21 protein-coding genes and 2 tRNA genes are annotated in these 26,336 nt (G+C 36.2%); 13 read left to right on the top strand and 10 right to left on the bottom strand.

The window, feature by feature from the left end:
* Positions 1 to 81: 81 nt before the first annotated feature.
* From ABDJ41_RS11140 to ABDJ41_RS11115, 6 genes are all read right to left on the bottom strand, one after another.
* Positions 82 to 1,551, bottom strand: a complete 1,470-nt coding sequence (locus ABDJ41_RS11140; RefSeq protein ID WP_349786080.1) for a RagB/SusD family nutrient uptake outer membrane protein — start codon at positions 1,549 to 1,551, stop codon at positions 82 to 84.
* A gap of 13 nt (positions 1,552 to 1,564) precedes the next feature.
* The gene (locus tag ABDJ41_RS11135) at positions 1,565 to 5,044 is read right to left on the bottom strand and encodes a SusC/RagA family TonB-linked outer membrane protein (RefSeq protein WP_349786079.1); all 3,480 of its coding nucleotides are present in this window, start codon (positions 5,042 to 5,044) and stop codon (positions 1,565 to 1,567) included.
* Between the two features lie 182 nt (positions 5,045 to 5,226).
* Entirely contained in the window at positions 5,227 to 6,396 is a 1,170-nt protein-coding gene (locus ABDJ41_RS11130) for a FecR family protein (RefSeq protein WP_349786078.1), read from the bottom strand.
* 74 nt (positions 6,397 to 6,470) lie between these two features.
* Positions 6,471 to 7,055 (bottom strand): RNA polymerase sigma factor, encoded by a 585-nt coding sequence (locus ABDJ41_RS11125; RefSeq protein ID WP_349786077.1) that lies wholly within the window; start codon positions 7,053 to 7,055, stop codon positions 6,471 to 6,473.
* 61 nt (positions 7,056 to 7,116) lie between these two features.
* A complete protein-coding gene (locus tag ABDJ41_RS11120) occupies positions 7,117 to 7,344 on the bottom strand; it encodes a hypothetical protein (RefSeq protein ID WP_349786076.1) in 228 nt (75 codons plus the stop codon).
* A gap of 46 nt (positions 7,345 to 7,390) precedes the next feature.
* Positions 7,391 to 8,017 (bottom strand): COG3650 family protein, encoded by a 627-nt coding sequence (locus ABDJ41_RS11115; protein ID WP_349786075.1) that lies wholly within the window; start codon positions 8,015 to 8,017, stop codon positions 7,391 to 7,393.
* A 467-nt stretch (positions 8,018 to 8,484) separates the two neighbouring features.
* Between ABDJ41_RS11115 and ABDJ41_RS11110 the strand changes: the two genes are divergently transcribed.
* The 3 genes from ABDJ41_RS11110 (at position 8,485) to metA (ending at position 11,966) form a co-directional block, all read left to right on the top strand.
* The gene (locus ABDJ41_RS11110) at positions 8,485 to 9,345 is read left to right on the top strand and encodes an AraC family transcriptional regulator (protein WP_349786074.1); all 861 of its coding nucleotides are present in this window, start codon (positions 8,485 to 8,487) and stop codon (positions 9,343 to 9,345) included.
* 117 nt (positions 9,346 to 9,462) lie between these two features.
* Positions 9,463 to 10,794, top strand: coding sequence for an amidohydrolase (locus ABDJ41_RS11105; protein WP_349786073.1), 1,332 nt, complete (start codon positions 9,463 to 9,465; stop codon positions 10,792 to 10,794).
* Between the two features lie 227 nt (positions 10,795 to 11,021).
* On the top strand, positions 11,022 to 11,966 hold the full coding sequence (metA, locus tag ABDJ41_RS11100) for a homoserine O-acetyltransferase MetA (protein WP_349786072.1): 945 nt from the start codon (positions 11,022 to 11,024) through the stop codon (positions 11,964 to 11,966).
* 55 nt (positions 11,967 to 12,021) lie between these two features.
* On the opposite strand, the gene ABDJ41_RS11095 is transcribed toward metA, so the two are convergent.
* Both ABDJ41_RS11095 and ABDJ41_RS11090 read right to left on the bottom strand, forming a co-directional pair.
* A tRNA-Arg gene (locus ABDJ41_RS11095) sits at positions 12,022 to 12,093 on the bottom strand.
* 45 nt (positions 12,094 to 12,138) lie between these two features.
* Positions 12,139 to 12,654 (bottom strand): DUF2911 domain-containing protein, encoded by a 516-nt coding sequence (locus tag ABDJ41_RS11090; RefSeq protein WP_349786070.1) that lies wholly within the window; start codon positions 12,652 to 12,654, stop codon positions 12,139 to 12,141.
* A 169-nt stretch (positions 12,655 to 12,823) separates the two neighbouring features.
* On the opposite strand from ABDJ41_RS11090, the gene ABDJ41_RS11085 reads away from it, so the two are divergent.
* The 4 genes from ABDJ41_RS11085 to ABDJ41_RS11070 all read left to right on the top strand — a co-directional run bounded on the left by ABDJ41_RS11085 (position 12,824) and on the right by ABDJ41_RS11070 (position 17,864).
* Complete coding sequence (locus ABDJ41_RS11085; protein ID WP_349786069.1) at positions 12,824 to 14,128, top strand: PAS domain-containing protein; 1,305 nt, start codon at positions 12,824 to 12,826, stop codon at positions 14,126 to 14,128.
* 57 nt (positions 14,129 to 14,185) lie between these two features.
* Complete coding sequence (locus tag ABDJ41_RS11080) at positions 14,186 to 14,938, top strand: glycoside hydrolase domain-containing protein (protein ID WP_349786068.1); 753 nt, start codon at positions 14,186 to 14,188, stop codon at positions 14,936 to 14,938.
* Positions 14,939 to 15,054: 116 nt separating this feature from the next.
* Positions 15,055 to 17,337 carry a patatin-like phospholipase family protein gene (locus ABDJ41_RS11075; protein WP_349786067.1) on the top strand — a complete coding sequence of 761 codons (2,283 nt, stop codon included), beginning with the start codon at positions 15,055 to 15,057 and terminating at the stop codon, positions 17,335 to 17,337.
* Positions 17,334 to 17,864 (top strand): hypothetical protein, encoded by a 531-nt coding sequence (locus ABDJ41_RS11070; protein ID WP_349786066.1) that lies wholly within the window; start codon positions 17,334 to 17,336, stop codon positions 17,862 to 17,864. Before ABDJ41_RS11075 ends, ABDJ41_RS11070 begins: the two co-directional genes overlap by 4 nt.
* Positions 17,865 to 17,873: 9 nt before the next feature.
* On the opposite strand, the gene tamL is transcribed toward ABDJ41_RS11070, so the two are convergent.
* A complete protein-coding gene (gene tamL / locus ABDJ41_RS11065) occupies positions 17,874 to 20,267 on the bottom strand; it encodes a translocation and assembly module lipoprotein TamL (protein WP_349786065.1) in 2,394 nt (797 codons plus the stop codon).
* On the opposite strand from tamL, the gene ABDJ41_RS11060 reads away from it, so the two are divergent.
* The 4 genes from ABDJ41_RS11060 (at position 20,252) to ABDJ41_RS11045 (ending at position 22,049) form a co-directional block, all read left to right on the top strand.
* Positions 20,252 to 21,001: a TrmH family RNA methyltransferase gene (locus ABDJ41_RS11060; protein ID WP_349786064.1), complete on the top strand. Its 750-nt coding sequence runs from the start codon at positions 20,252 to 20,254 to the stop codon at positions 20,999 to 21,001. The genes tamL and ABDJ41_RS11060 overlap by 16 nt on opposite strands.
* A 48-nt stretch (positions 21,002 to 21,049) precedes the next feature.
* Positions 21,050 to 21,120, top strand: a tRNA-Cys gene (locus ABDJ41_RS11055).
* A gap of 31 nt (positions 21,121 to 21,151) precedes the next feature.
* Positions 21,152 to 21,328: a spore protein gene (locus ABDJ41_RS11050; RefSeq protein ID WP_349786063.1), complete on the top strand. Its 177-nt coding sequence runs from the start codon at positions 21,152 to 21,154 to the stop codon at positions 21,326 to 21,328.
* Between the two features lie 85 nt (positions 21,329 to 21,413).
* Positions 21,414 to 22,049 (top strand): M949_RS01915 family surface polysaccharide biosynthesis protein, encoded by a 636-nt coding sequence (locus ABDJ41_RS11045; protein ID WP_349786062.1) that lies wholly within the window; start codon positions 21,414 to 21,416, stop codon positions 22,047 to 22,049.
* Position 22,050: 1 nt separating this feature from the next.
* Here the strand turns inward: ABDJ41_RS11045 and ABDJ41_RS11040 are convergent, their stop codons facing one another.
* Positions 22,051 to 23,085 (bottom strand): quinone-dependent dihydroorotate dehydrogenase, encoded by a 1,035-nt coding sequence (locus ABDJ41_RS11040; RefSeq protein WP_349786061.1) that lies wholly within the window; start codon positions 23,083 to 23,085, stop codon positions 22,051 to 22,053.
* 68 nt (positions 23,086 to 23,153) lie between these two features.
* Between ABDJ41_RS11040 and ABDJ41_RS11035 the strand changes: the two genes are divergently transcribed.
* Positions 23,154 to 25,070 carry an ABC-F family ATP-binding cassette domain-containing protein gene (locus ABDJ41_RS11035; protein ID WP_349786060.1) on the top strand — a complete coding sequence of 639 codons (1,917 nt, stop codon included), beginning with the start codon at positions 23,154 to 23,156 and terminating at the stop codon, positions 25,068 to 25,070.
* Positions 25,067 to 26,335: a type IX secretion system plug protein gene (locus tag ABDJ41_RS11030; protein WP_349786059.1), complete on the top strand. Its 1,269-nt coding sequence runs from the start codon at positions 25,067 to 25,069 to the stop codon at positions 26,333 to 26,335. Before ABDJ41_RS11035 ends, ABDJ41_RS11030 begins: the two co-directional genes overlap by 4 nt.
* The last annotated feature ends 1 nt before the right edge of the window (position 26,336 follow it).

Genomic DNA, 26,336 nt, shown 5'->3' with positions numbered 1-26,336 from the left:
AGATATTGATGGTTATAACGAATAAAAATTTCAGGCTGCATCGTAAATCCTGATCTATGATGCAGTCTGAAACTCAAAAAATTAATTAGTATAGAGTGGATTTTGAATAATCATCCCTGGATTGATGTCAATCTGACTTTGTGGTATAGGAAAAACATTATGGTGCGTCTGCATCCCCAGAGAACCTAATAAGGTTATTGCTCTACCTGTTCTGACAAGATCAAACCAACGATGGCCTTCAAATGCAAGTTCAACCCTTCGTTCCTGCTCAATTGCCAGTCTAAATGCCTCCTGATCCGGAACTCTTAACGCAACAACGGGGTTATTACTTGTTTTTATTCCCAATCCTGCTCTGCCCCTAATCTGATTTAAATAACCAAAAGCAGGGCCTTCTGCTACATATCCAATTTCATTCAAAGCTTCGGCATACATCAATAATACATCTGCATACCTTAGTACAATCCAGTTGTTATCACTATCCAGACTTGCTGCTGGTACACCACTATATTTAACAATGTAGTTGTGCATAACAGTATTAGCACCCAGCACATAACTGTTACGCATAGAAACAGTCTTTCTTGCATCATTAGCCTCATAAGCATTGTTCATATCAGCCGTTGGAATGTTTTGACCAAGGGGATTGCCTATACTTACTACAGCTGTACCAGAACCAATAGGTGCAAACTGATTGGTAAATGGACTTCCTTCTCCCCCAGATCCTTTTTTAAATTGCACTTCAAAAATAGATTCTCTATTGTTCTCATTTGCAATACCAAAAACTCCAGCATAAGTAGGAAGAAGCTGATATTTATTGAGGCTAACCTGATCTATAACTTCCTTAAGTTTCTGTGAAGCCAGGTCCCATCTTTTCTGGGTTAAATATACTTTGCCCAATAATGTCATGGCAGCCCCTTTAGTTGCTCTTCCTATATCTGCACCTGTATATTCGTAGATCAAACTTTGTTCAGCATCTTTAAGATCGTTGATAATTTGATCGTAAACTAAATTGACAGCCTCTCTTTTATATTTATAGCCCTCTTCAGGATTCGTAATGACTGCAGTAACCAAAGGAACATCACCAAAAATCCTAACTAAATTGAAATACATCAAGGCCCTTAGAAACTTAGCTTCACCTGTATATCTGGCTTTCAAACTTTCATCCATAGTGACAGATTTAATTTTTTCAATCACAATATTTGTGGATTGAATAGCCTGGTAATGACCTGCCCAAGTATTACTGCTGATGGAATTAGTTGCCAGATTCTGAAATTTATCTACGGCATCTTGATCAGCACCTGCATTAACGTTTGTAATTTCTGTATTATCAGAACGTAAATCACCAATAATATGCATAGATGAATAATACAAACCTCCATACTGTAACCCTCCATAAGCAGCGGTAAGGGCATTCTTCATGTCTTCAGCTGTTTTATAGAAATTGTTCCCATTTTGTTGAGCTATAGGAGCGAGATCTAAAAAACTTTTCTTGCAGCTAGTTGCAGAAACTAATACAATTAATCCCATTGCAAATAATGTCTTAATATTTTTCATATCTATAACCGTATTAAAATCCAAAATTTAAACCAAACATAAATGTGCGGGCAAGAGGGTAACCACCAGAATCAACTCCTGGCACCAAGGGATTCCCTCCTTCTACACTAACCTCAGGATTATAACCTTCATAATTGGTAAATGTAAAAGCATTTTGAACCGTAAGGCTTAACCTGGCATTTGCAACTTTTAGCGTTTTCAACATTGAGGAAGGCAAATTATATCCTAACGTGATATTTCTAATTCTTAAAAAAGATCCATCCTCTACAAATTGAGAAGTTACACTATTAATTACAGAACTAACTCCCACAGCGCCGAAGTTGCGATCAATCTGGGGACTTACCCCGTTTCCACGGTCTGATTCCGATTTCCAGCCATTTGCAGTACTACTCAACACATTGTATGTACCAGCATAGTTACCATAAAAACGTCTGGCGGCGTTCAATACTTCAAATCCTTGTACGCCTTGCAAGGTAAAAGCAAAGTCAAAATTCTTATAAAAGAAGCTATTCGTCATGCCATAAGTAAATTCAGGGAACGGACTTCCAATAGTTGTTCTGTCATTCGCTGTAATGATCCCGTCGCCATCCACATCAGCAAATTTTAGTTGACCAGGTTTAGAAGTTTTATTTCCAGCAGCATCCTGCAGTGCTGCACTATTAGCCACTTCAGCAGCATTTTGATAAACGCCGATAACTTTATAACCGTAAAAAGAACCTGGCGCTGATCCTATCTGGGTTATATGAGTAGAGCCAGCAGCAAATGTAATTTGCCTGGCCAGAATCGGTGACCCGTCTGGCCCTAACGCTGATACTTTTATGTTATTAGTAGACAAATTGAAATCGGTTGTCCATTTGAATTCTTTGATCATATTTCTACTGGTCAGACTAAATTCAAAACCTTTATTCTTAATCTCTCCTATATTTCGAAGTGCATTACTATAGCCTGTTAAAGTTGGAACCGGAACATTAAGTAATAAATCGGATGTAGTTTTGTTGTAATAATCAAAAGACATCGATAAGCGACTTTGAAATAACCCCATTTCCAAACCAAGGTCTAACTGTTTATTTCTTTCCCAACCTAACAATGAGTTTTCAATATTAATCAATTTGATGCCGTTGGTTACCGAGCCTCCACTTGCTCCAAACACATAATTCTCGATACCGGTTAAGCCTATAGCCCCGTAATTGGTAATAAAATTATTCCCGGTTAAACCATAACTTGAACGCACTCTCAATTCACTTAGCCAGTTAAGATTCTTTAAAAAACTCTCCTCAGAAATTCTCCAACCAATTGATATAGAAGGAAAAGAACCCCATTTATTATCGCCCCCAAAACGAGAAGAGCCATCACGTCTAAATGTTGCCGTCAATAAGTATTTATCATTATAACTATAGTTCAAACGAGCTAAATATGAAAGTAACGACCATTCCTGAGGTCCAGAATTGGCTCCAGTAGTCACCAAACCCGCAGCATTAACAGTTTTCACTAAATCATTAGCATAGTTTGTCCCGTTTAATATGGTTAAGTCCGTATTTTCTTTTTGGATTGTATAACCACCTAAAACATCAAACCGGTGTTCTCCGAATTGCTTTTTATAATTTAAAGTGAATTCCGACAACCAGTTTCTACTACTTGCATCTTCATAAGTACCTGTAGGCAATTTCGTAGCATTTACACTATTGGGATTAATAATTGATGGATTAAAAATATCCTGATCAAAGTTCTTTAGATCAACACCGACCAAAGTCTTAAAATTTAAGTCATTTAGAATATTTACATCAACAAAGGCTGTCCCTAATAACCTTAAAGTATTCTGCTTATGAAAATACTCCTTTGCAATCTTTACAGGGTTATCTACTTCACTTGTTCCTATTCCCTGACCAGTAATTTTTGTATAGCTCCCATTAGCATCATAAGGAGACAAATGCGGAGCAGCAGTTAATGCGGACTGAATGATACCTCCTCCCTGCCAGTTTCCTTCTACTAAACCTTGATTTGAAGTGGAGTATGAAGGGGTGATATTCGCTCCAACCTTTATACTTTTATTTACCTGAGACTCTACATTAACACGAAAAGTGTAGCGTTTTAAATCTGTGTTTAAAACCACTCCATCCTGGGTTAAATAACCACCTGATAGAAAATATTTTGTTTTATCATTCCCTCCTGAGAAATTTATCTGATAATTACTCATAGGCGCAGTTCTGAAAATTTCGTTCTGCCAGTTTGTTCCAACGCCTAGAGATTCAGGATCAGCAAATACTGCTGGTAAATTGTACATCACATTATTCCTTATATTATTCGGATCAGTAGGCAACCTATTTGGTCCTGAATTTACCCAGGCATTATTTCTCGCTTCATTGATATAAACAGCAAATTCCTTCGCATTCAGGACATCCAAGGTCTTCTCAACCTGCTGCAAACCAGTATTTATGCTAAAATCTACTTTAGATATCCCTGATTTTCCAGACTTAGTTGTAATAATAACAACTCCATTAGAACCCCTTGAACCATAAATAGCGGTTGCCGAAGCATCTTTTAATACTTGAATGTTATCTATATCAGCGGGATTAATTGAATTTAACGGATTGTTCCTTTGATTATAATCGTTCGTCACAGGGAAACCGTCTACTACATAAAGTGGTTCATTTCCTGCACTTAATGAACCAGCTCCTCTAATCCTTACAGTCGCACCGCCTCCAGGAGCACCTGTTGCTTGTGTAACTTGTACGCCTGACATTTGTCCAGCCATAGCCTGATCTATACTTACAACAGGTTGATCTTTAATTTTCTGAGAACTCATCGAACTGATAGCCCCTGTTATATCTTTCCTTTGCTGCGTACCGTATCCTACAACCACAACGGTATTCAAACTCTGGTTATCTTCTTTTAACACAATCTCAATTGAACTTTTACCTACAACTGATATCTCCTGAGATACATAGCCAGTATAAGAAATCACAAGAATCGCTGTTTCAGAAATACTTTCTAAAAGAAAATTACCTTTGCCATCGGTTGCTGTAACTTTATTAGAGCCTTTTACTTTAATTACTGCCCCAGGTAATGGCTGACCTTTTTCATCAATCACCTTTCCCTTGATTTCAGTTGCAGTTTTCTTTGAGGGCCGATCTTCAATACCTTTTACGATGATTGTTTTACTATCTATAGTATAACTAAAAGGTTGATTTTTAAAACTTTCTGCTAATGCTTTTTGTAAACTTACTCCCTTAAGATTAAGATTCAATGGTTTAGCATTGACTATTTCAGTGTATTTATAAAAAAAATAATAACCACTTTGTTCTCCAATAGAAATGAGCGCCTTTTCCAAAGAAATATTATTCCCTGTTAAAGTGATAGTTTGTGAAAAGCTTTTTGCATTGATTTGCAAACAGCCTAAAATTAATAGAGCAATGGTTAGTTTCATAGCCAGAAACAATTTTGAGGGGAATATTCCAGATAATATCCGGATTTTACCGTAAACATTTAATTGCATACTTTTGTAAAGTTTGGGTTAGTTGATAAGTTCTCACAAGATTTTTATGGGCTTAATCCAGACGGTCTTTTCTAACAGAATAGACAAAAGCCGGTTGTGTTGGTAGCACGCCGGTTTTTTTCGGATTATTAATTAAGAGTAACTATGTTTTCATATGCTCATTTATTAAATAAAACCTTCAATTAATTAGAAATTATTATTGTTCTTCCTTTTATAGTTGTATTGATATTACTCAACTTTAATATCCTTAACACACCAGAAACACTGTCTGTCCGTTTAATTTTGCCACCGAACAGGTCCCTTTTAAAATCATCTTTGTATATGACATCTACATTATACCAGCGACTTACCTGTCTCATGATCGTCTTAAGATCCGTTCTGCTAAATTTAAAATAACCATTTTTCCACGCGACTGCTTCATCAGATATGGCATGACTAATTCCTATTTCTTCCTTCCCTTTCTCAACTATAGCTACCTCACCGGGTTTAATGATTTCTGAACTTTTCTTCAGGCCTCTATTGGTGATTCTATACACCTTTACACTACCCTCTAGCAAAGTTGTTTTATCAAACTGTTCGTCTTCATAGGTATTCACATTAAAATGTGTTCCTAGAACCTCTATTTCCTGATTCTTTGAAAACACTCTAAAGGGCTTATTTTTATTTTTTGCTACTTCAAAATAAGCTTCACCAGTAATATCAACACGACGTTCAATTGCGCCAAATGCTGTTGGAAATTTAATAGATGAAGCCGCATTTAACCAGACTCTTGTACCATCAGTCAATGTTAGCTGATACTGCCCACCCCTGGGGGTGCGAATTGTGTTGAACACCTCTGCTTTGCCTTTTTCTGAATTGCTGTAAACAATTTCTCCGTCTTTAGTCTTACTCACCATTGCTCCCGCCTCTTTAAAAAGCTGACCATTCTTTTGATCATCCAACTTTATTACTGAACCGTCTGAAAGTGTAAGCATCGCATGATTTCCTCCTGGGGCAATATCTTCTATCTTGGTATCAACAAACTTTTTAGTTTCTATAATTGATGATGAATGGTTTTGTATTACAAAATAGCTAGCTATTCCCAGGATAATTAATACAGCAGCTGCGACTGCTATTCGATTAAAATTCCAAAAGCTTTGTTTAACCTGAGCTGTATTTTTCCCTATTTTTATATGTAATCCTGATTTGATTTCTTCTTTTAGCAAAAGTTTTGAAGATAGGTCCATTTTTTCAAATACGTTATCCTGAACTTCAAAAAGATTATAGTAAGCTTGTAAGAATTCAGCTTCATCTTCGGTTGCTTCTCCTGCTCTGTATTTTTTAAGAATCTTTAAAAATGCCTCTTTATCCATTTAAGTATCAACCTAATTAGTGGGTTTCTATAATACAGACCGACGAAAAGCAAAAAGTCCCAGAAAAAAAATAATTATTTATCAATATTCAACAATACCAATAAAAAAGCAACAGATCCCAGGGATGTGCGAAGTTGCACAACACTTTTCCGTAGTTGATTCTGAACAGTTTTACGACTTATATTCAAACGATCTGCAATTTCAGTTGTAGATAGATCTTCATGGTAACGAAGTTTGAATATTTCCTTCTGACTAGGAGTTAGTGCATTGATAATCAACTCATACCTTACCATAAGTTCGTTCTTAAGGATCAATCCGTCGCTTTGATCTTTGGACGTTTCCAATTGCAACAGTAATTCAGATATGGGTATATAACGCTGCTCTTTATCCAACCATTTGAAAACATTGTTCCTAACTGATGTATTTAAATAAGATGAGAGATTCTCTATATTAATCTCAGAACGTCTCAACCAAAGTTGAAGAAAAATATCTTGAGTAATGTCTTTTGCATAAGCAGAATCTTTTAATCGCTTATAGGCTGTGGAATAAACAATTTCCCAATATTTGTCATAAAGTGTATCAAAGGCATCAATACTCCCTTCTTGCATTTGCTGCAGCAATGACTTATCATCAGTTTTATTGTCATTTATTTTAATCATACAGATCGGTTAACCAAATTTATCGAATAATTCGGTTAACACAACTCTCCAGAAAATTTTATTACCGATATCTAAGCTTAATGTTTCTTGCTATTGCTTTCAATAAACCCAAATGATCTCCTACTGTTGAATCATCCGCATCCCAGTCTCCTTTTAAATTACGAACAAATGAAAACTCTTCATTATTTAGCCTAATCTGAATTGAATCCGTTTCTCTTGTAATTGACTTCGCTAAAACAATATAGGTATAGTCTTTTTCCTCAAAGGTAATGCGTAGCGGTAAACTCATAATGCAAATATAGCGTCGAGATTACATTTTTATTGTGTTACTATGCTTAAAATTTTTGCCATTGCTCTGAGGTCACAGGACGGCCAAGAACTTCATCACCCTGCATTGATTTATCACTAAATTCTGGTTGTATACTTGGATTTGATGGATAAGCTTTACCATTAAATTTAAGTATACGTTGTTTTCCACCACTTCTAACAATTAAATCTTTCCAATTATTTGTTGTAGAAGATAAAACTGTAAACGGATAGTCTGCAACAGTAAACTTAGTGAGTAAATCACGATTGCTATCAAGTAACAATACAGTACAACCTCCTGAACCACAAAAATACCCCCCGCTAAGACCAATAAAAATTTCCTTTTTCCCGTCCTGATTTAGGTCATATTCACTGTACACAAATTTTCTACTACCAGAATCCAATAAATTCTGATCAATATCCTTCTGATAATATTTACTTAAGAAAAGGCTCAAATCAGTTGCAGCATTTGCAGCCATTATGCTATCTGCTTTAATACCTTCGTTGTTTAACATCTCCTGATGAACACTATCTACAGAGGAACCACCCTCAACCGGCTTATTATTGGAGTTACATCCAAATACAAGCCCTAGCAGTGGTATAGATAAAAAGAATATCTTTTGTTTGATATTTGATTTTTTTATAATGCTAATCATTTCGAATCGATTTTTTATGAAGTGTAAAAATACGTAATTAAGATTACAGATCACCCATCTATTTAACACCTGCTGATTTTGATTAGTAACCTAGAAGGAACATCTTATTGACAAACAAAAACGTTGTTCATTTAGGGAATGAAACTAGTTTCCTTTAAGCCCAATAAAATTTCGTAAGCTTCAAAAATAGGATTAAATAGTTATTTATCAAATCCTGAATGCAACTACTTCAGATATCAGACAACAATCACTTTTGTAGTTACAGTTACTTAAACATTGTCACTCAGGAATGATTTTTCACAACTGCAACAGAAGGAGTTTCAGAACTTAATCTGGATTAATCATTACAATTAATTAATTCATTTTTTTTTATAAATTTCACAAACAATAAGAGTTTAAGTAAGACATTTTCAAAATCAAACGAACTTAGATTAACTGCGTAAATTTATACATTCAACAGCCCTTCTATGCCCAGATATGAAAAGGATCATACCATATCGGTAATCAGTATCCAAGGATTTAGAGAAGGTCAGTTCGCTGGCCGTGAAGAGATTTTGTTTAATGAACTGCATGGAGAAAGGGTAATCGAAAAGTCCCATTCACATGATTTCTTTATCATCAACCTCTTTGATCGGGCAAATGGGTTACACAATATAGACTCTATAGATCATCCCATTGGCGATCACCAGGTACATGTCTTATTTCCAGGACAAATGCATAAATGGAACATAGCAGCCGGTACAATAGGCTATCAACTGATGGTAGAACGAACATTTTTTGAAAAATTTGCGCCCTATTTCAGATTTTCATTTACCAACTACCAAAATCACCCAGTCATACAATTATCCGACAATGCTTTCAAACTTTTGCATTATGAATTCGACGCTATCAAAAATGAACTGAACCAGGAAGATTCCCTGGTACACTTGATTAGTGCCCGGGCAGCAGTTATAGCAGCAATTGTGAGCCGGGAAGCCGAACATGTTTTTACAGAATTTAAGGTCTACCAATCCAATACCAGATTAGCTGCATTCAATATGTTGATCGATGAATTTTTCAAACAGGAAAAGTTTGTAACATTTTACGCGGACAAACTAAATATTTCTGCCAACTATCTGAATATCCTTTGTAAAAAACATTTAAAAATATCAGCAACCCAGCTTATACAGCAACGCGTAAGTACAGAAGCCAAAAGACTGCTGCAAAGTACTGCTCTTTCTATTAAAGAAATCGCCTATGAGCTAGGTTTTGTCGACCATGCCTATTTCTCTAATTTTTTTAAAAGCCAGACAGCGATATCACCAACCGAATTCCGGGAGAAGAGATAAATTCTGCAAGTATTAATAGAAATTTCGCAAGTCTATTACAGGCCTGTTGTGTAAATTTGTAATAGGTATTTATTTCCTTAAAAACTTTGGAAATGTATCAAATCAACGAGCACAATTATGGAAAAGTCAAGTATATCACGCAAAAATTTTCTTAAAAATTCAGCATTAAGCCTCGCAGGCCTGGCATTTACTCCTGGGGTAATACAGGCACAATCCCTCAAATCAGCAGAAGATAAAAATAAAACGTCAGGTGGTACCTGTACTTTGAAAAATGTGCGGTTAGAAACTGGTTTCATATATGAAAACGATGAAGTTACCGCTACAAAAACCGAACTTTTTTCTATAGAAATAGCCAATGGAAAAATAAAAAAAATAAGTCCTAACCAGCCAGGAGCAAAAGGCATTGATGCCAAAGGAATGCTGATGCTTCCTTCTTTCAGGGACATGCACATTCATTTAGATAAAACCCTTTATGCTGACAAATGGCGTGCAATACGTCGTTCAGGTGGAATAAAAGGAATGATAGAACTTGAGCAAAGAACACTCAGGGAAATGTTGAAAAATTCTTCATACAAGGCTGAAAGGTTAATTGAGTTATTGCAGTCTTGCGGAACAGGATTTGCCCGCAGCCACGTCAATATAGAACCGACATCTAAGCTGGATTCACTCAAAAATCTGGAAATAGCTCTATCAAACAAAAAGAATAGTTTTGGTGCAGAACTGGTAGCTTTTCCTCAGCATGGCTTGTATTATACAAATTCGCTTCCCTATATGAAAGAAGCAGCAAAAACGAACATTGACTTTATAGGTGGTCTGGACCCAACAAATGTGGATGGCTCAATTGAAAGAACAATCGATACCACCGTACAACTCGCATTAGACCACCATAAGGGGATTGATATCCACTTACACGAATCAGGGGAGTCAGGTTTAAAAACTATTGAATATTTACTAACTAAAGTAAATGAAAACGAAATATTAAAAGGAAAAACATTTGTCAGTCACGCCTTTGCACTTGCAACTTTAGACAAAACAAAACAGCAGTCCATGGCAGAACAATTAGCGGCTGCACAAGTAGGCATTGTTTCGACCATTCCATTCACAGGATTGATCATGCCGATCCCCACCCTGATAAATTACGGTGTAAATGTGATGACAGGTAATGACAGTATTGTGGATTACTGGAGTACAATAGGAAGTGGAAGTGTATTGCAAAAAACAAACCTTGCAGCACAGTTGTACGGCCAGGTTACAGAATTTGGATTGTCCAGGATGTTAAAACTGGCGACGGCTGGATCAATCCCTTTAAATGACAAAGGTGAACAGCAATGGCCAAAAGCAGGCGATAGTGCCGACTTGGTGCTGATAGATGCGAGTTGTTCTGCTGAAGCAGTTTCAAGAATCTCACCAGTGAAATCACTAATACATAAAGGGAACATCGTTTTTTAATCACCATTTCATGAATAAATGAATATCCCAGACCAAATCATATAAAAGTACCAAACTACGGAAATGATTTCTAAAACCTTAGCATTTGCATACAAAGGGAATTTGTATTGGAAAGATAACGAATTGTAAAGAATTGCCATATGATAGTCACAGATACCCCTTAGTTTAAAGTTCAATAGTATTATTCTTATTTTTGGTGTTTAAATTAAGAATAAGGGAGGTAATAAATGCCAGTTAAAATTCCGAATAATCTACCAGCGATTGAGCTTTTAAAGAAGGAAAATATATTTGTTATGAGTGATCTGAGAGCAGATACTCAAGATATACGCCCAATGCGTGTGCTTATCCTTAACCTGATGCCTCTTAAAATATCTGCTGAAACGGATTTTGTTCGTTTATTATCCAACAATCCCCTACAGGTTGAAGTAGAATTTTTAAGACTTGATTCCCACACTTCTAAAAATACATCTGAAGAACATCTGGAAATGTTCTATAAAGGGTTTGGCGAAATAAAGGAAAACTTCTATGACGGTTTGATCGTTACCGGCGCTCCCGTAGAAATGCTGGAGTTCGAGGAAGTAAGCTATTGGAATGAGATCACTCAAATCTTCGACTGGGCCAGACAGCACGTCACCTCAACGCTCTATATTTGCTGGGCGTCTCAGGCTGCGCTCTATCATTTTTATGGGGTAGAAAAAAAACCATTAAACGAAAAATTATCCGGGGTTTTCAAGCATACTGCCACTGAAAACGGACACTCCTTGTTAAGAGGCTTTGACGACGAATTCTTTATTCCTCATAGCAGACATACCACAATATTGAAATCTGATTTCGCTGATAAGGAAGATCTTCGTATCCTGTCAGAATCTTCGGATGCAGGAATAGCCATTGTATGTTCCCGAGGTGGGCGTGAATTTTATCTTACTGGTCACTCAGAATACGCTCCGCTAACCCTTCACGAGGAATATGTCAGAGACCGGAACAAAGGCCTTGATGTACCTGTACCGAAAAACTATTACCGGGACAATAATCCAGAGAATGCGCCACTGGTATGTTGGACAAGTCATGCGAATTTACTATTCAATAATTGGCTCAACTACTTTGTTTACCAGGAAACACCTTATAATCTAGAAGACGTGGGTAAATTGGGAGAGATTGTTCAAAACGGTTAGATTTTTACATAAAAAAAAGAGGGAATCTCATCGCTGAAATTCCCTCTTTCTAAAGTGTCCCCGACGAGATTCGAACTCATATCGTTGGTACCGGAAACCAAAATTCTATCCATTGAACTACGGAGACAGGACCGCAAATATATGGATTCATTTAATTAAAATCTACATCAAATTACTTTACTGTAAAAGGAACTTGAATATCTCCCCAGACCAAAGCAACTTTACCACTTTTATCTATGGTAAACGTCATTTTCTCTGTAAATGCTGCTGCTTTAACTGGCTTAACTTTAATACGCAAGGCATCATCAGCTTCAACATGCTTATCAGCTGATACATTTGATTTTTTACCGAAGATAATCACCCATTCCTTTTCACCTGGAATAGAATACATACCATATTTACCAGCAGCAAGGTCTTTTCCATTAACCTTCACAGCCTTACTAACCTCAAATGTAGTTGGCTCGTTAGCTCCGGTACGCCACACTTTACCATATGGTGCCAGCTCTTTTCCAATAGTTCTTCCCTTTAAAGAAGGCTGACTGTAATCAATTGTTACTGCTACACCCGAATTAAGTGTTTCTTTTACTACATGAGGCGGACTTGGTCTTTTACTCTTGTCCTGCTGTGCAGAAACATTCAAAGTACCAAACATCCCTGCAATCATTGCTAATACAATTATTCTTTTCATAATTAATCTTTTTTTACTCCTAATATATGGAAAGCATTCCCTTTCGCCAAATAATAGTTTGGCATAAAAATAGTGTCAATCTTAAAATAGCACTTATATAAATTTGGATTTTAGCGAGAAATAAAATAAATTCAATAGTAATACTTCCACTGATGTTAATATAACTATCATGTTCAATCAAAAGGTATTAATTGTAAAAGAGAATGAACAGATTGAAGGTGAAGAACTTCTAAATAATCAACTTGTAAGTATTGGATGGCCGGAGAGTCAAATAATTAGTTGTTCGGGACTACCTTATCACATCGATCGTACTCAAACATATGAAGCTATTCTTTTCCTGACAGAGAATATAGATCATAGCGCGGTGCTGGTGTCTCAACTACATAATGATTTTCCGCTGATCCCGGTAATTATCATAACCAATATGATTCCATCAGCACAAATAATTCCTGATGGAGCTGATGATTGGTTACTTAGATCATGGTTAGAACCACTTTTATTAAAGAAAACTATACAACTGGCAAGGCACAGAAGACAAAACATGAATAACTACATGGATATCTTCAAAGAAAACCCAAGTCCAATGTATATTTATGAAGAAGGCTCATATTCCTTTCTTGAAGTAAATCTAACCGCATTAAAACAGTACGGCTATACCAAATCTGAATTTCTTCAGCTTACAGCCAAAGATATCAGACCTGAATCTGAACTTGAAGCATTTTACAAGGTCAACGAAGAACTTCCTCCAGATTATCTAAACGCCGGAATCTGGATACATACCCGAAAGAACAGAGAGGATTTTTATGTTCATATTTTTACACACAGAATTATCTTTGGAGGTAAAGCTTGTAAATTAGTGATGGCATTAGATATAGACGATGATGTTAAAGCAGACCTCGCGATAAAACAAAAAGCAGCTGAAGTTGAAAATATACTGGAAAGTATTACTGATGCCTTTTATACCGTAAATAAAAACTGGGAATTTACCTATATCAATAAATCATTTGAAAGAATTTTAAAACGTACAAGAGAAGAACTACTTGGAAAAGTTCTCTGGGAAGCCTTTCCTGACACTGTGGAACTTGATTATTATAATCAATATCACAAAGCAGTAAATGAAAAGGTATCAGTACATTTTGAAGAGTTTTATCCTTTCCCTCCCCTCTGGTTCAGCGTAAATGCATATCCTACTCATACTGGCCTTGCTGTATATCTCATGGACATTACAGATCAAAAGAATTACCAACAAAAAATTGAAAAACAAAACAGGCAGTTTAAAGAGATTGCATGGGTTCAGGCACATCAGATTCGAGGTCCCGTATCCAATTTAATGGGACTGGTAGATCTCTTTAATGTTGAACAGCATAACGATCCTGAAAATCTGGAGCTGCTTGCAAGAATTAAACATACAGCCATACAAATGGATGAATCCATTAAGGAAATTGTTTCCTTAACACAAAAGCTGGAATCCTAAATGGGAAGGCCTATAAAAAATCTTACTTTTAAAAAATTTTCTATCAAAATCTTTCAAATGAAAAAAATCATTACGCTATGCTGTATTACATTGCTGGCCACAAATATTAAAGCACAGAAAAATGCAGACCAACCGAGGACCCTGGTAGTTAAGGAAAAAAGTATCTCAATGCCTGGAAAACAAATCGACTTAAATACAGATGGTCTCCCCGCAATGATCAGTACTTCTTTAAATCTGGTTACGGAGCCAATACACTTTCATATCATTAATGCCGCTGATCATAAAGACATCAGATGGAATAATGGCATACTTCATTTCAAAAAACAAAGCCCAGAAAAAGTTAGCTGGATAGTTAAAAATACCTCTGATGCTTTGAGTATGGATATTGAAGGGGTAATTAAACCAGACGGAGAACTAAACTATACTGTTAAAATTAAAGCTCTGAATGATATAAACCTTGAAAATATCCGTTTGCATCTTCCTTTTACACCGGAAACTGCAAAAATTGTTAAAGGTTTAGGAAGAAAAGAAGAAACCTGGCCAGAAATTGTAGACTGGAAATGGAATACAGCAATGGAAGGGCTGTGGATTGGAAATGCATATGGAGGGCTTCAATATGTGTTGACCGATAAAAAGCACAAAATACTTCCAACATCCTGGTCTAACAATGGAAATGGAGGTATTCATGTCGAACAAAAAGGAAAAGCAATCCTGGCCGATAATTACAGCGCTGAACAGCACATGAAAAAGGGTGATGTTTTATATTATAATTTTAATATGTTAATCACTTCTGACGCAATCCCAAATTAAGAAACTGTTTATAAGATTAACCCTATATTGACATATAATACCTTCACTATGAAGTAATTTCCCTATTTTAGGATGTGGTATTTTTTAAAAAAATATTGTTAATCATCCTGACTTTTTTGACATTCCCACTTTATGCTCAAAAAGTAGGCTTGGTATTGAGTGGTGGCGGCGCTAAAGGCCTGGCTCATATCGGTACATTAAAGGCACTTGAAGAAAACAATATCCCAATTGACTACATCACAGGAACATCAATGGGAGGAATTGTGGGCGCTATGTATGCCGCAGGATATTCTCCCCTTCAAATAGAAAAAGTTGCATTAAGCCCGGAATTTCAAGATTGGGTTAGTGGAAGGTTTAAAAGTGATTTTAGTTATTTCTTTCAGAAACAACCTATAAACCCTTCAATTATTACAGCCAAATTATCTTTAGATACAAGTCTTCGCGTTAGCCTTAGACCGCATTTGGTAAATGATATTCCACTAAACTTCGCACTATTGGAATTGTTTTCCCAGGCATCAGCCATCTCAAAAGATAATTTTGATAATCTTTTCGTGCCATACCGCTGTATGGTTTCTGACGTCCTCTCACAAACAAGTATTACAGTTAAGAAAGGGAGCTTGGCAGAAGCTGTTAGGGCAACCATGACAGTCCCACTGATATACAGACCCATAAAACTCGATGGCAAATATGTTTTTGATGGTGGACTTTATAACAACTTCCCGGCTGATGTAATGAAGAAAGAATTTAATCCCGATATGATAATCGGGGCCAATGTTTCTTCTAAAACTTACAATGAATATCCTAAAAACCGTGATGAGCGGCTGATGAACCGTTTAATGCTATTTATGTTTCTTTCGAAATCGGATTCAACGCTAATCGGAGAAAATGGAGTTTACATCCAGCCAAATCTTAAAGAATACAACTCCACCAATTTCAATCCGGTGGAAGCCCTGATTAAACAAGGATATGATGCTACAATGGCTAATATGGATGAAATTAAAAAGAAGACCAGCAGAAGGGTAAGCCCAAACGAACTAACTAAAAGAAGAGATGCTTTTAACAAGAAAAAACCGGATCTGATTTTTAGTAATGTAACGGTAATCGGTGTAAACACACAGCAAAAGAAATATATCGAACGACTATTTAAACGTGATCAGAATACATTCGACTTAACGGATATTAAAAGAGGGTATTACAAACTTGTGGCAGATGAAACATTCGAAACTATATATCCGAAAATATCATATAATGCAGTTTCAGACAGCTATAACTTTGAAATACTAGCACAACCAACAAAAAGTTTAAAAATAGACTTTGGGGGTAATATATCTACCCGCCCCATCAGTAATGTATTTTTAGGCACTCAATATAATTACCTCAACAGGAGGTCGTATACCTTTGGATTAAACCTTTACTCTGGCCGTTTTTACGAGTCGGTACAGATGACCGGACGTATAGATTTTCCCTCACGTCTCCCCTTGTTTCTTGCTGCTGATGTAACTTACAACCACTTTAATTACTATAAAACCAGTTCTATATTTATTGAAAATCCTCATCCAACTTATATTGAGCAATCCGATAGGAAAATAAATCTTAATGTCGGGATGCCTTTAAACAGAAACACGAGAATAATAGTGGGTACAGCTTTTGTCAACAATAATGACAGATATAGTCCCAACAATACATTTGCTGTCGGCGATGAACTGGAAAAGACGATACTTAATGGCTCCAGATCTACTGTATCCTTTGAGCAATACACCTTTAACCGCAAACAATATGCAAACAGGGGCCGCCATTTCCTTTTTAGTGCCAACTACTTTACTGGCCGGGAAAGTTATACACCTGGAAATATTGTAGGAATTAGCGGTTCAACGGTCACTGCTAAAGTTCCGGTTACGAAAAAATTCAGACAATGGGTAAATGTAAAACTGAGTGATGAAAATTACTTCTTAAGGATCAACAAATATACTCTGGGTTATCAGGCTGAGGCTGTTTTTTCTAATCAACCATTATTTGCTAATTACTATTCTACTCTCTTGGCTGCTCCCGCATTTTACCCGTTACAGGATAGTAAATCAATATTTCTTGAAAACTTCAGGGCAACAACTTACCTGGCCGGTGGACTAAAGAATATTTATTCTTTAAAAAGAAATTTAGACTTGCGGATTGAGGCTTATGTATTTCTGCCGCATCGTGAATTTGAAAAAATAGGTTTCCAGGATGTAAAACACAGATCTCCTTTTACCAAATGGCACTATGCAGGTACCGCTGGTCTGGTTTACCAGACTCCACTCGGGCCAATAAGTTTCAGTTATAATATATATGATAACCCAATAAAAAGAAATGGCGTTTTACTACATTTGGGATATCTTATTTACAATAAACGATCTTTAGAATGAGACAAATATATTTATTGCTCCTGCTTTCCGTTTTCTGTATTTCGGCATTCGCCCAAAAAGCAGACATCAATAATTTCATAGTTAAAGAAAGCTTACTTAAAAACAGCAAGTTAGCAATTATTGCAGCAGACTCTTTAGACAATCCTCTGGAAAAAATTAACGGCAATTATACTTTCACTGTAAGTGGCTTTACTCAACCCCTACAGTTTAATGGTGGTGTTGCGATTCTCCCATTACAACTTGAACGTTCTACATTTGTCTATATTAAACATCAGAATGAAACCGGCACACATAGTAAACTACTATATGTTTACAAAAAAGAAGGATCATTAAATCCTTATACGATTAATAGCATGTGGTTGATTTTATTCCCAGCTATCATTGTATTTTTAGCTTTTGCTTTCAGAAAATTTATCATTGCAGCGGTAATTATTCTGGTAATCTATATTTATTTCAACCATAGCAATGGATTGAACCTATCTACCTTTTTCGAGACAATATTCGATGGTTTAAAAGCTATGTTTTAGCGATAAATACTAGAAAGGCATTCCAATTCCAAAATTGTATTGCACAAAGCGATACCTATCGGGAGAGTTAGCTGCATCATATGCACTTCTGAAAGCCTTACCACCACTTAAAAACTTATTAATGACCCATTGATCGGAACCAGTAAACTGTGGGTCCTTAAGCTTTAAACCTATATCAAAACGGAATACGAAATATTGAACATCATACCTGAATCCTGTTCCAGCTCCCAATGCAATCTGGCTACCCAAGGATTTAAAATCAAATCTTGTTTTAGATTCACCATTAGATACATTCCACACATTACCTGCATCTAAAAATATAGCTCCCTTAAGTTTAGCACCAAAAAACTTGTTCAATAATTTATACCGGTATTCAAAATTTGATTCAATATGTAATTCACCTGTCTGATCAAAACCATAAAGCAACCTACGTCCTTGTTCAGTTTCAATACTTTCTCCTCTATTATAATTCCCAGGGCCTAAAGTTCTCGCCTGCCAAGCTCTTACACCACTGGATCCTCCTGCATAAAACAGCTTTTCAAATGGAATATTTTTTGAATTTCCATAAGCATATGCTATCCCTACATTTAAACGGGCAACAAACTGCTTATCCCCCCCAAGTCCCTTATACCAACGAATGTCAAACTCAGGTCGTACGTACTGATTAAATGGAACTCCAAATATCATTGCAGCACCCGTCGAATCAACTCTGCTTCCAAACAGCTTGGAAAGTCCCTGTAACATATTACCAGCTAAATCAATATCTCCCTTAAAATAAATGAAGCTATTATTCGTAGCCAATTTCTCACCATTCAAGGTATAAGCGTATTTAATACCAAAAGTCACATTCTTTCTTTCCAAAAGCAACAGATTCGCATAATTATTAACAATCAGCGGATAATTGATATTTGTGGTATCAGTCTTATCAAAAAGTAAACCTCCAAAACGATACTCAAAATTCAATGGCGTTACCGTATGGAATTTAGACCTTGTTTCTCTAAACTCATAAGCAACTGAGGTTAGGATGACCTTACGTTGAAAAAAGTCTTTCTGCAAGGCATAAACATAGCTAGCCGAGAATATAGTATGTGGCATCCCTCCTTTTCCGGGTCTTGATCTCGAAAAAGGGATCATCAGTCTTGGTACTGTTAATGTTGTTCCCACTGAGAAATCACGTTGATAAATTTCATTGATAAAAGACCGTCCTTGTCCAAGTCTGGCCTGCAGACCGCCCTTAATCTGAAATTCAAATTTTTCTGCCCCTCTGAATAAATTATTGTTAGTGTAAGTATTACTAAGGGTAAAGCCAACAGTACCATTATTAAACGGCACTTCACCTTCAATTCTATTACTCATTATCTTTTGCGGAATCAACTGAAGCACTGGATTAACAGTATTAGAACTATCATTTTTCTTATTGTAGTCAATCTTAACATTCTTAAAAACATTAAGCTCATACATACGATCGTAGGTTACATTCTCATTCCTGATATCATACTGATCTCCGGGATGCAGAAAATTATATCGCACAATAGGATTTCTCCTAAACTTACCAGAGAGATCAGTATACCTTACATTTCTAAATACACGATTATTCATCTTAATCGAATCAGGGAAGCCATCGGAATTTGGTGCAATGATAATATTTGTTTCTCCCAGTGTATACTGCAAATGTCTGGGTTTATCTATTGGATTGTCGATGATTAATGTAACATTCGCTTTGTTGGCATTTAAGTTAGAATCAACCAGAAACTTAATATAAGGACGAGAAAAATCAAAATACCCTTTTTGTTTCATCACCTGATAAATCTGGTCACGTTCATAACCAAGAGAATCATCGTCATAGCGGTTACCTTCTTTCAAATGGGTAAAAGCTGCACGATCTGACAAATACAATTCTTTAACTCTATCATCAGGAATTTCGTACTTCACTTTATTTATAGTGAATACTTTTCCGGTATCTGCTTTAAAAAGTATTTCAGCACGTTTATTTTCAACTTTAATTTCAGACTCTACCTTAGCATTAAAATATCCCTTACTGATCAGGTATTTTTCTATCTGATTACGGGAAATTTCAACCAGGGTACTATCTAAAATCGGCGGAGGAGTTCCCAGTGGTTTAACATTGTTAGTTTTATATTTCCCGTCTTTGGTATTAAACATATTATAGATCAATACATTTATTCCAATCTTTGAAGAAGGGCGAATATCTTTCTGTATATAATTCAGGGCTTCTTCTTCAAATTTTTTTGGAATACTGTCTATTTCTACCTTTTTAACGATCGATTGGTAATCGGCTATATATTTTGTTGATGAACATCCTGTAACAAAAACAATAAAAAACAGTAATATTGCACGAAACAGGACATTTCTTTTATAATCGTGGTATGCTTTCAAAATCACAGATAAGTTTTATAAAATCGTTACATCAAAAAAAGTACCGTAAAGAGAACGGGATATTCATCATTGAAGGTATAAAATCTATCGAAGAATTTATTCTGTCCAATTACCAGGTTCACAGTATTTATTATCTGGCTCAATATCAATCTTCACTAACAGCTCTGCCAGCAAATATAAAGTTATTTGAAGTAAACAATGCTGAACTGGATAAGATTAGTACGTTACAAACGCCACAGGGAATTCTGGCTCTTGTACATATTCCAAAACCAGAGACGCTGAGTACTAAATCCTTAAAAAATGCTTTTACATTAGTCCTTGATGGTGTTCAAGACCCTGGAAATATGGGAACTATCATAAGAACAGCTGACTGGTTTGGTTTTAAACAAATTATTTGCTCCAATAACTGTGTTGAAGTTTATAATCCCAAAACTGTTCAGGCAACAATGGGCTCTTTGTGTAGAGTAAATATTTTTTATGAAGACCTTCCGTCAATACTAAAAGATATTAAAATCCCCATTTTTGGCGCTGTTTTAAATGGAAAAAGCATGTATAAAACAGATTGGGGGAAGGAAGGACTGGTAATTTTGGGCAACGAAGGACAAGGAATTACACCCGAAGTGATGAAATTGATAAATAATCCGGTAACCATTCCGCGCACGGGAAGTGCTGAATCATTGAACGTTGCGATATCTGCAGCAATTTTATGTGCAGATATTAGCAGAAACTTTCAAAAATAAATTGCTTCCTAATATTTAATTACTATTTTTGCAACCTGAAATTCAATAGGTCGAGTGGCCGAGTGGCTAGGCAGAGGTCTGCAAAACCTTGTACAGCGGTTCGAATCCGCTCTCGACCTCAAGATTTATTAATAAATAAAAAAGATTAACATGGCAGTTACAAGATTAAAAAGAAAAGACAGAAGAAATAAAACATTTGCTAAACTAGATGTTAAATTCTTAAAATTAGCTACCAACATTGAATTAGGCACAAGATCTAAACAATCTAGCAAAGATCAGTTAGCTAAAAACAACGCTGTTTTAGCTAAACTTACTGCAAGCGCATAAGCTTCAAGTTTAAAGCATAAAAAAACTCCTTTGTACAAACAAAGGAGTTTTTTTTATGCCCCTTACATTTTACATCAGCAAAAACATGAAATTTAAAACCCTTTTAGCTATTATCCTTACTTTATCAGTATACAGCTCTGGTTTTGCACAAAACATAGACAAATCAGTTAAAATGCCCATTAAAGATATCCCTGAATCCATTAAATATGAAGGAAAGGCTAAAGAGGCAATCAGATGGACAGATAAAGAAGGTACACACATTGTTTTAGCAACTGAAACAGGAATCTATATCGACAAAAATGTTAAGCATGAAAGTGACGGTGCCGATGCAGCATTATATGTGTACCATTACATTTTAAACAATGATCAGCCTCAATTAGAGTGGAAAATACAGGACTTTATTCAGGACTGCCCTTTAGACATCGAAGTTAGCTTTGTTAAAAACACACTACAAACTACCGATTTAAATGCTGACGGTATTCCTGAAATATGGGTGATGTACAAAACAGTCTGCCATGGCGACATTAGCCCCTCAGACCTAAAAATCATCATGTATCAGGGTAAGAAAAAATACGCAATGCGTGGAACCACGAAAGTACAAATCGCAGTCAGCAGTTATGAAGGCGGAGAATATAAATTTGATAAAGCTTTTTCAACAGCGCCTGAAAAATTCAGACAATTTGCTAAAAGTCTTTGGAATAAAAATATAACCGGAAAATAGATTACCCCTTAACCAACTCTTTACAAATCCTTTTCACAATTGCAGGTCCCTCATAAATAAAACCGGTATACAATTGCACCAATGACGCTCCTGCTTCCATTTTATCTTTAGCATCCTGCGGAGAATGAATACCTCCAACCCCTATAATCGGAAATGCTTTATTCGATTTCGTCGATAAATATCTGATCACTTCTGTAGAACGCACAGTTAGCGGTTTACCACTTAAACCTCCCGCCTCATTAACCAACTTCTCTGATGTATATAAACCACTCCTATCTATTGTTGTATTTGTAGCAATTACACCAGCTATCCCAGTTTGCAATACAATTTCAACAATATCATCCAATTGCTCATTAGTCAAATCCGGAGCAATCTTTAATAAAATAGGCCTGGATATATCATTCTTCTTATTACGCTGCTGTAAAGTGTTTAAAAGATTCATTAATGGCTCTTTTTCTTGTAACTCTCTTAAACCTGGTGTATTCGGAGAACTTACATTTACCACGAAATAATCTACCACATCAAACAGTCTGTCAAAACATTTAATGTAATCACTTACTGCATCTTCGTTTGGGGTATTTTTATTTTTACCAATGTTACCACCAACTACAATATCACTATGTTTACTTCTTAAAAGTCTTAATCTTTCTGCGAGTGTATCAACTCCTTTATTGTTAAAACCCATCCTATTAATCAGAGCAGAATCTTCTTCTAAACGGAACATTCTAGGTTTATCATTTCCAGGCTGTGGTAATGGAGTTACCGTTCCTACTTCTATGAAACCAAAGCCAAGATTACTCAATGCTTCAATGTATTCACCATTCTTATCAAACCCCGCAGCTAATCCTACCGGATTTTTAAACTTAATCCCAAAAACCTCACGTTCAAGCCCCTTAATATTCACATCAAAGCTGCTGCGCAGGATTGTTTTGCCCAATGGGAAGTTATCATGAAACCATTTTAGTCTTTTAACGACAAAATAGTGTACCTTTTCAGGATCAAACTGAAAGAAGATAGGTTTAATAAGCTGATACATGCTGCGAAGATAAGCAACGTTTTTATTGTTAAAGATATTTAACTGTAAAATCGTATTTTTGCAGCCAAATGATTTCTATAAACGACTTAACATTCCTACTGGGCTCTAGGGCCTTATACGACGAAGCAGACTGGCACATAAAACCGGGAGAGAGAATTGGACTGATTGGTGCCAATGGAACGGGAAAATCGACTTTATTAAAAATAATTGTTGGAGAATATGCACCTTCTTCTGGCTCGATTTCTATGTCGAAAGATCTAAAAATCGGTTACCTGAATCAGGATTTACTTTCATACGATTCACATCATAGCATTTTACATGTAGCAATGGAGGCTTTTGAACGCCAAAACCAGCTGCATGACGAAATTGAAGAGCTCTTAAAAAAGATTGAAACAGACTATTCTGAAGAAGTTTTAAATAAACTGAGCGACAAACAACAAGAGTTTGAAGCTTTGGATGGTTACAATATCGAATACAGAGCAAACGAGATTCTGGCAGGTCTGGGTTTTAGCACACAGGATCAGCACCGTCCGCTAAATACCTTTTCAGGAGGTTGGCGTATGCGTGTAATGCTTGCCAAAATCCTTCTACAAACTCCCGATATCCTATTACTGGATGAGCCTACCAATCACATGGACTTACCCTCTATCAAATGGTTAGAAACTTATTTACTTGGATTTGAAGGGGCTATCGTAATCGTTTCTCACGATAGATACTTCTTAGATAAAGTTGTAAACAAAATTGTAGAATCGCGTAAAGGAAAATTAACTCCGTACGCTGGTAACTATACTTTTTATTTAGAGGAAAAAGCTTTAAGAGCCGAAATTCAAAAAGGTGAATTTAAAAATCAACAGGCTAAAATTAAGCAGGAAGAGAAGTTAATTGAGCGTTTCAGAGCCAAAGCTTCTAAAGCTAAAATGGCACAATCAAGAATAAAAGCCTTAGATAAACTGGAACGTGTAGAAGATGTAGACGACGATAACCCAACGGTTAATTTTCAGTTTAAATTCTCTAAACCTTCTGGCCGTCATGTAATACGCATTGAAGAAGCATATAAAAGCTATCCTAATGTAGAAATTCTGGAAAATGCAGATGGGCTTATTGAAAAGGGAGATAAAATTGCCCTGATTGGTGCCAATGGCAAAGGTAAATCTACGGTATTGAGAATCATTGCCGGAGCTGAAGGCTTTAAAGGAAAATGTGAAACAGGTCATAATGTTACTACTACTTTCTTTGCACAGCACCAACTGGAATCTTTACACCTGGACAATACTATTTTAGAGGAATTACAAGCCTTTGCTCCTAAACACACTGATACAGAACTTCGTGGTATCCTTGGATGCTTCCTTTTTACAGGTGATGATGTTTTCAAAAAGATCAGAGTCCTTTCCGGAGGAGAAAAATCAAGAGTTGCTCTTGCGAAATCATTAACCACAGATTCTAACTTCCTGATTCTAGATGAGCCTACAAACCACCTGGATATACAGTCTGTAAACATCCTGATTCAGGCACTACAACAGTATGAAGGTACTTTCATCGCAGTATCTCACGACAGATATTTCCTTGATAATGTAGCCAACAAAATTTGGTTTATTGAAGATAAGGACATTAAAGAATATCCTGGCACCTACGCTGAATACGAGGAATGGAACGCAAAAAGACCACAACCAGTTCCAACTAGTATCCCGGTAAAGCAGGAGAAAGAAGTGAAGCCGAAAGTGGAAGAAAAGAAAGCAACTCCGAATGCCCAACAACAGCTTAAAAAGCTAAACGATCAGTTACAAAAAGTTGAACAGGAAATTGCTGCTTTTGAACAGAGTGTAAAAACGATCGAAATAAAGTTGGCTGACGAGGATGTTTATTCTAACTCAAGTAAACTGGCAGAAACCAATAAGGAATACACCTCAGCTAAGTTCTTATTAGATACAGCTCAAAAGAGCTGGGAAGATTTAGCTTCACAAATTATGGAACTGGAAACAAAATGATAAAACGGATAGGATTGTTCTTTTTGCTTGTACTGAGCATTCAGTTTGTGGGGGCTCAAACCCGACAATTTGTATATGACAATGAAATATATCTGCCACAAATAAAAACGGTGCAGTGTTTCAACAAGAACAAAGAACAATCCATTCCTGTAATCACTTTAAAATCCAATGAGCAATTGCATTTCTCATTTGATGATCTCGACGCCGGGAGTAAGATCTATTGGTATACAATAGAGCATTGCACATCGGACTGGAAGTCTTCACGCCTCTCTCCCATTGATTACCTTGAGGGCATATCCGAAGACAGGATTAATGATTATAAATACTCATTCAATACACTGCAAAAATACACGCATTACGAACTCAGCTTACCTAACTATCAGATTAAACCTAAAATTTCAGGTAATTATCTGTTAAAGGTTTACGAAGACGGAAATCAGCAGAAAGCAGTCATTTCGCAACGTTTTTATGTAGTGGAGAATCTTGTTGATGTAGGTATAGAAGTGGTGCCAAGCACACAAGTTCCTTTACGTTTCAGTAATCAGAAAATCAATTTTACCATTTTCCATAAAATGCCAATTCAGAACCCTTATACTGATCTGAAAGCAATTGTGATGCAAAATGGAATCCCACAAACAGCAATCTTAAATACTAAACCAAACTTTATCAGGCCTGGTTCATTGGTATACAATGAACTTACAGCCAATGATTTTGCAGCAGGCCATGAGTTTAGAAAGTTTGATATCCGGAGTCTGCGTTTCAAAGCTGAGAATGTGCAAGAAATTGTAAGAGGGACAAATATAGAAGTCATCCTTTTTCAAGATGTAAATGGAAATAAACCCAAATACACAAACCTGGTTGATGAGAACGGCAACTTCTTTATTCGCAATACCGATGGTCGTGAGAACAGTACGGATGCCGATTATGCTAAAGTGTATTTCACCTTAAATGCAGTTCCACCAACTGCCAAAGGCGATGCTTATGTGGTGGGAAGATTCAATAACTATATCATGAATGAAGGTAGTAAAATGACTTTCGAACCTTCTAAAAAAAGGTTTTATGGTAACATTTTACTAAAGCAAGGATTGTACGACTATAAATATGTTTGGTTAAATAAAGAGACAAATAAAACGGATCCGGCTATTTTTGAAGGCTCTTATTTTGAAACAGCAAATACTTATCAGGTATTCGCTTACTACAAAAAACCAGGATCAAGATGGGAAGAACTGATCGGATATGGTAATGTAAACACTTTAAAAAAGTAAT

It is taken from the genome of Pedobacter sp. ASV1-7, from assembly GCF_040203335.1.
Taxonomy (GTDB): Bacteria; Bacteroidota; Bacteroidia; order Sphingobacteriales; family Sphingobacteriaceae; genus Pedobacter.
Note: the sequence above shows the minus strand (reverse complement) of the source record. Positions and strands in the feature narration are given on the sequence as shown.

Excerpts from the sequence above, each read along its gene's own strand:
- ABDJ41_RS11140 (WP_349786080.1), bottom strand. The coding sequence starts at position 1,551 with ATGAAAAATATTAAGACATTATTTGCAATGGGATTAATTGTATTAGTT.
- ABDJ41_RS11135 (WP_349786079.1), bottom strand. The coding sequence starts at position 5,044 with ATGCAATTAAATGTTTACGGTAAAATCCGGATATTATCTGGAATATTC.
- ABDJ41_RS11130 (WP_349786078.1), bottom strand. The coding sequence starts at position 6,396 with ATGGATAAAGAGGCATTTTTAAAGATTCTTAAAAAATACAGAGCAGGA.
- ABDJ41_RS11125 (WP_349786077.1), bottom strand. The coding sequence starts at position 7,055 with ATGATTAAAATAAATGACAATAAAACTGATGATAAGTCATTGCTGCAG.
- ABDJ41_RS11120 (WP_349786076.1), bottom strand. The coding sequence starts at position 7,344 with ATGAGTTTACCGCTACGCATTACCTTTGAGGAAAAAGACTATACCTAT.
- ABDJ41_RS11115 (WP_349786075.1), bottom strand. The coding sequence starts at position 8,017 with ATGATTAGCATTATAAAAAAATCAAATATCAAACAAAAGATATTCTTT.
- ABDJ41_RS11110 (WP_349786074.1), top strand. The coding sequence starts at position 8,485 with ATGCCCAGATATGAAAAGGATCATACCATATCGGTAATCAGTATCCAA.
- ABDJ41_RS11105 (WP_349786073.1), top strand. The coding sequence starts at position 9,463 with ATGGAAAAGTCAAGTATATCACGCAAAAATTTTCTTAAAAATTCAGCA.
- metA (WP_349786072.1), top strand. The coding sequence starts at position 11,022 with ATGCCAGTTAAAATTCCGAATAATCTACCAGCGATTGAGCTTTTAAAG.
- ABDJ41_RS11090 (WP_349786070.1), bottom strand. The coding sequence starts at position 12,654 with ATGAAAAGAATAATTGTATTAGCAATGATTGCAGGGATGTTTGGTACT.
- ABDJ41_RS11085 (WP_349786069.1), top strand. The coding sequence starts at position 12,824 with ATGTTCAATCAAAAGGTATTAATTGTAAAAGAGAATGAACAGATTGAA.
- ABDJ41_RS11080 (WP_349786068.1), top strand. The coding sequence starts at position 14,186 with ATGAAAAAAATCATTACGCTATGCTGTATTACATTGCTGGCCACAAAT.
- ABDJ41_RS11070 (WP_349786066.1), top strand. The coding sequence starts at position 17,334 with ATGAGACAAATATATTTATTGCTCCTGCTTTCCGTTTTCTGTATTTCG.
- ABDJ41_RS11060 (WP_349786064.1), top strand. The coding sequence starts at position 20,252 with ATGCTTTCAAAATCACAGATAAGTTTTATAAAATCGTTACATCAAAAA.
- ABDJ41_RS11050 (WP_349786063.1), top strand. The coding sequence starts at position 21,152 with ATGGCAGTTACAAGATTAAAAAGAAAAGACAGAAGAAATAAAACATTT.
- ABDJ41_RS11045 (WP_349786062.1), top strand. The coding sequence starts at position 21,414 with ATGAAATTTAAAACCCTTTTAGCTATTATCCTTACTTTATCAGTATAC.
- ABDJ41_RS11040 (WP_349786061.1), bottom strand. The coding sequence starts at position 23,085 with ATGTATCAGCTTATTAAACCTATCTTCTTTCAGTTTGATCCTGAAAAG.
- ABDJ41_RS11035 (WP_349786060.1), top strand. The coding sequence starts at position 23,154 with ATGATTTCTATAAACGACTTAACATTCCTACTGGGCTCTAGGGCCTTA.
- ABDJ41_RS11030 (WP_349786059.1), top strand. The coding sequence starts at position 25,067 with ATGATAAAACGGATAGGATTGTTCTTTTTGCTTGTACTGAGCATTCAG.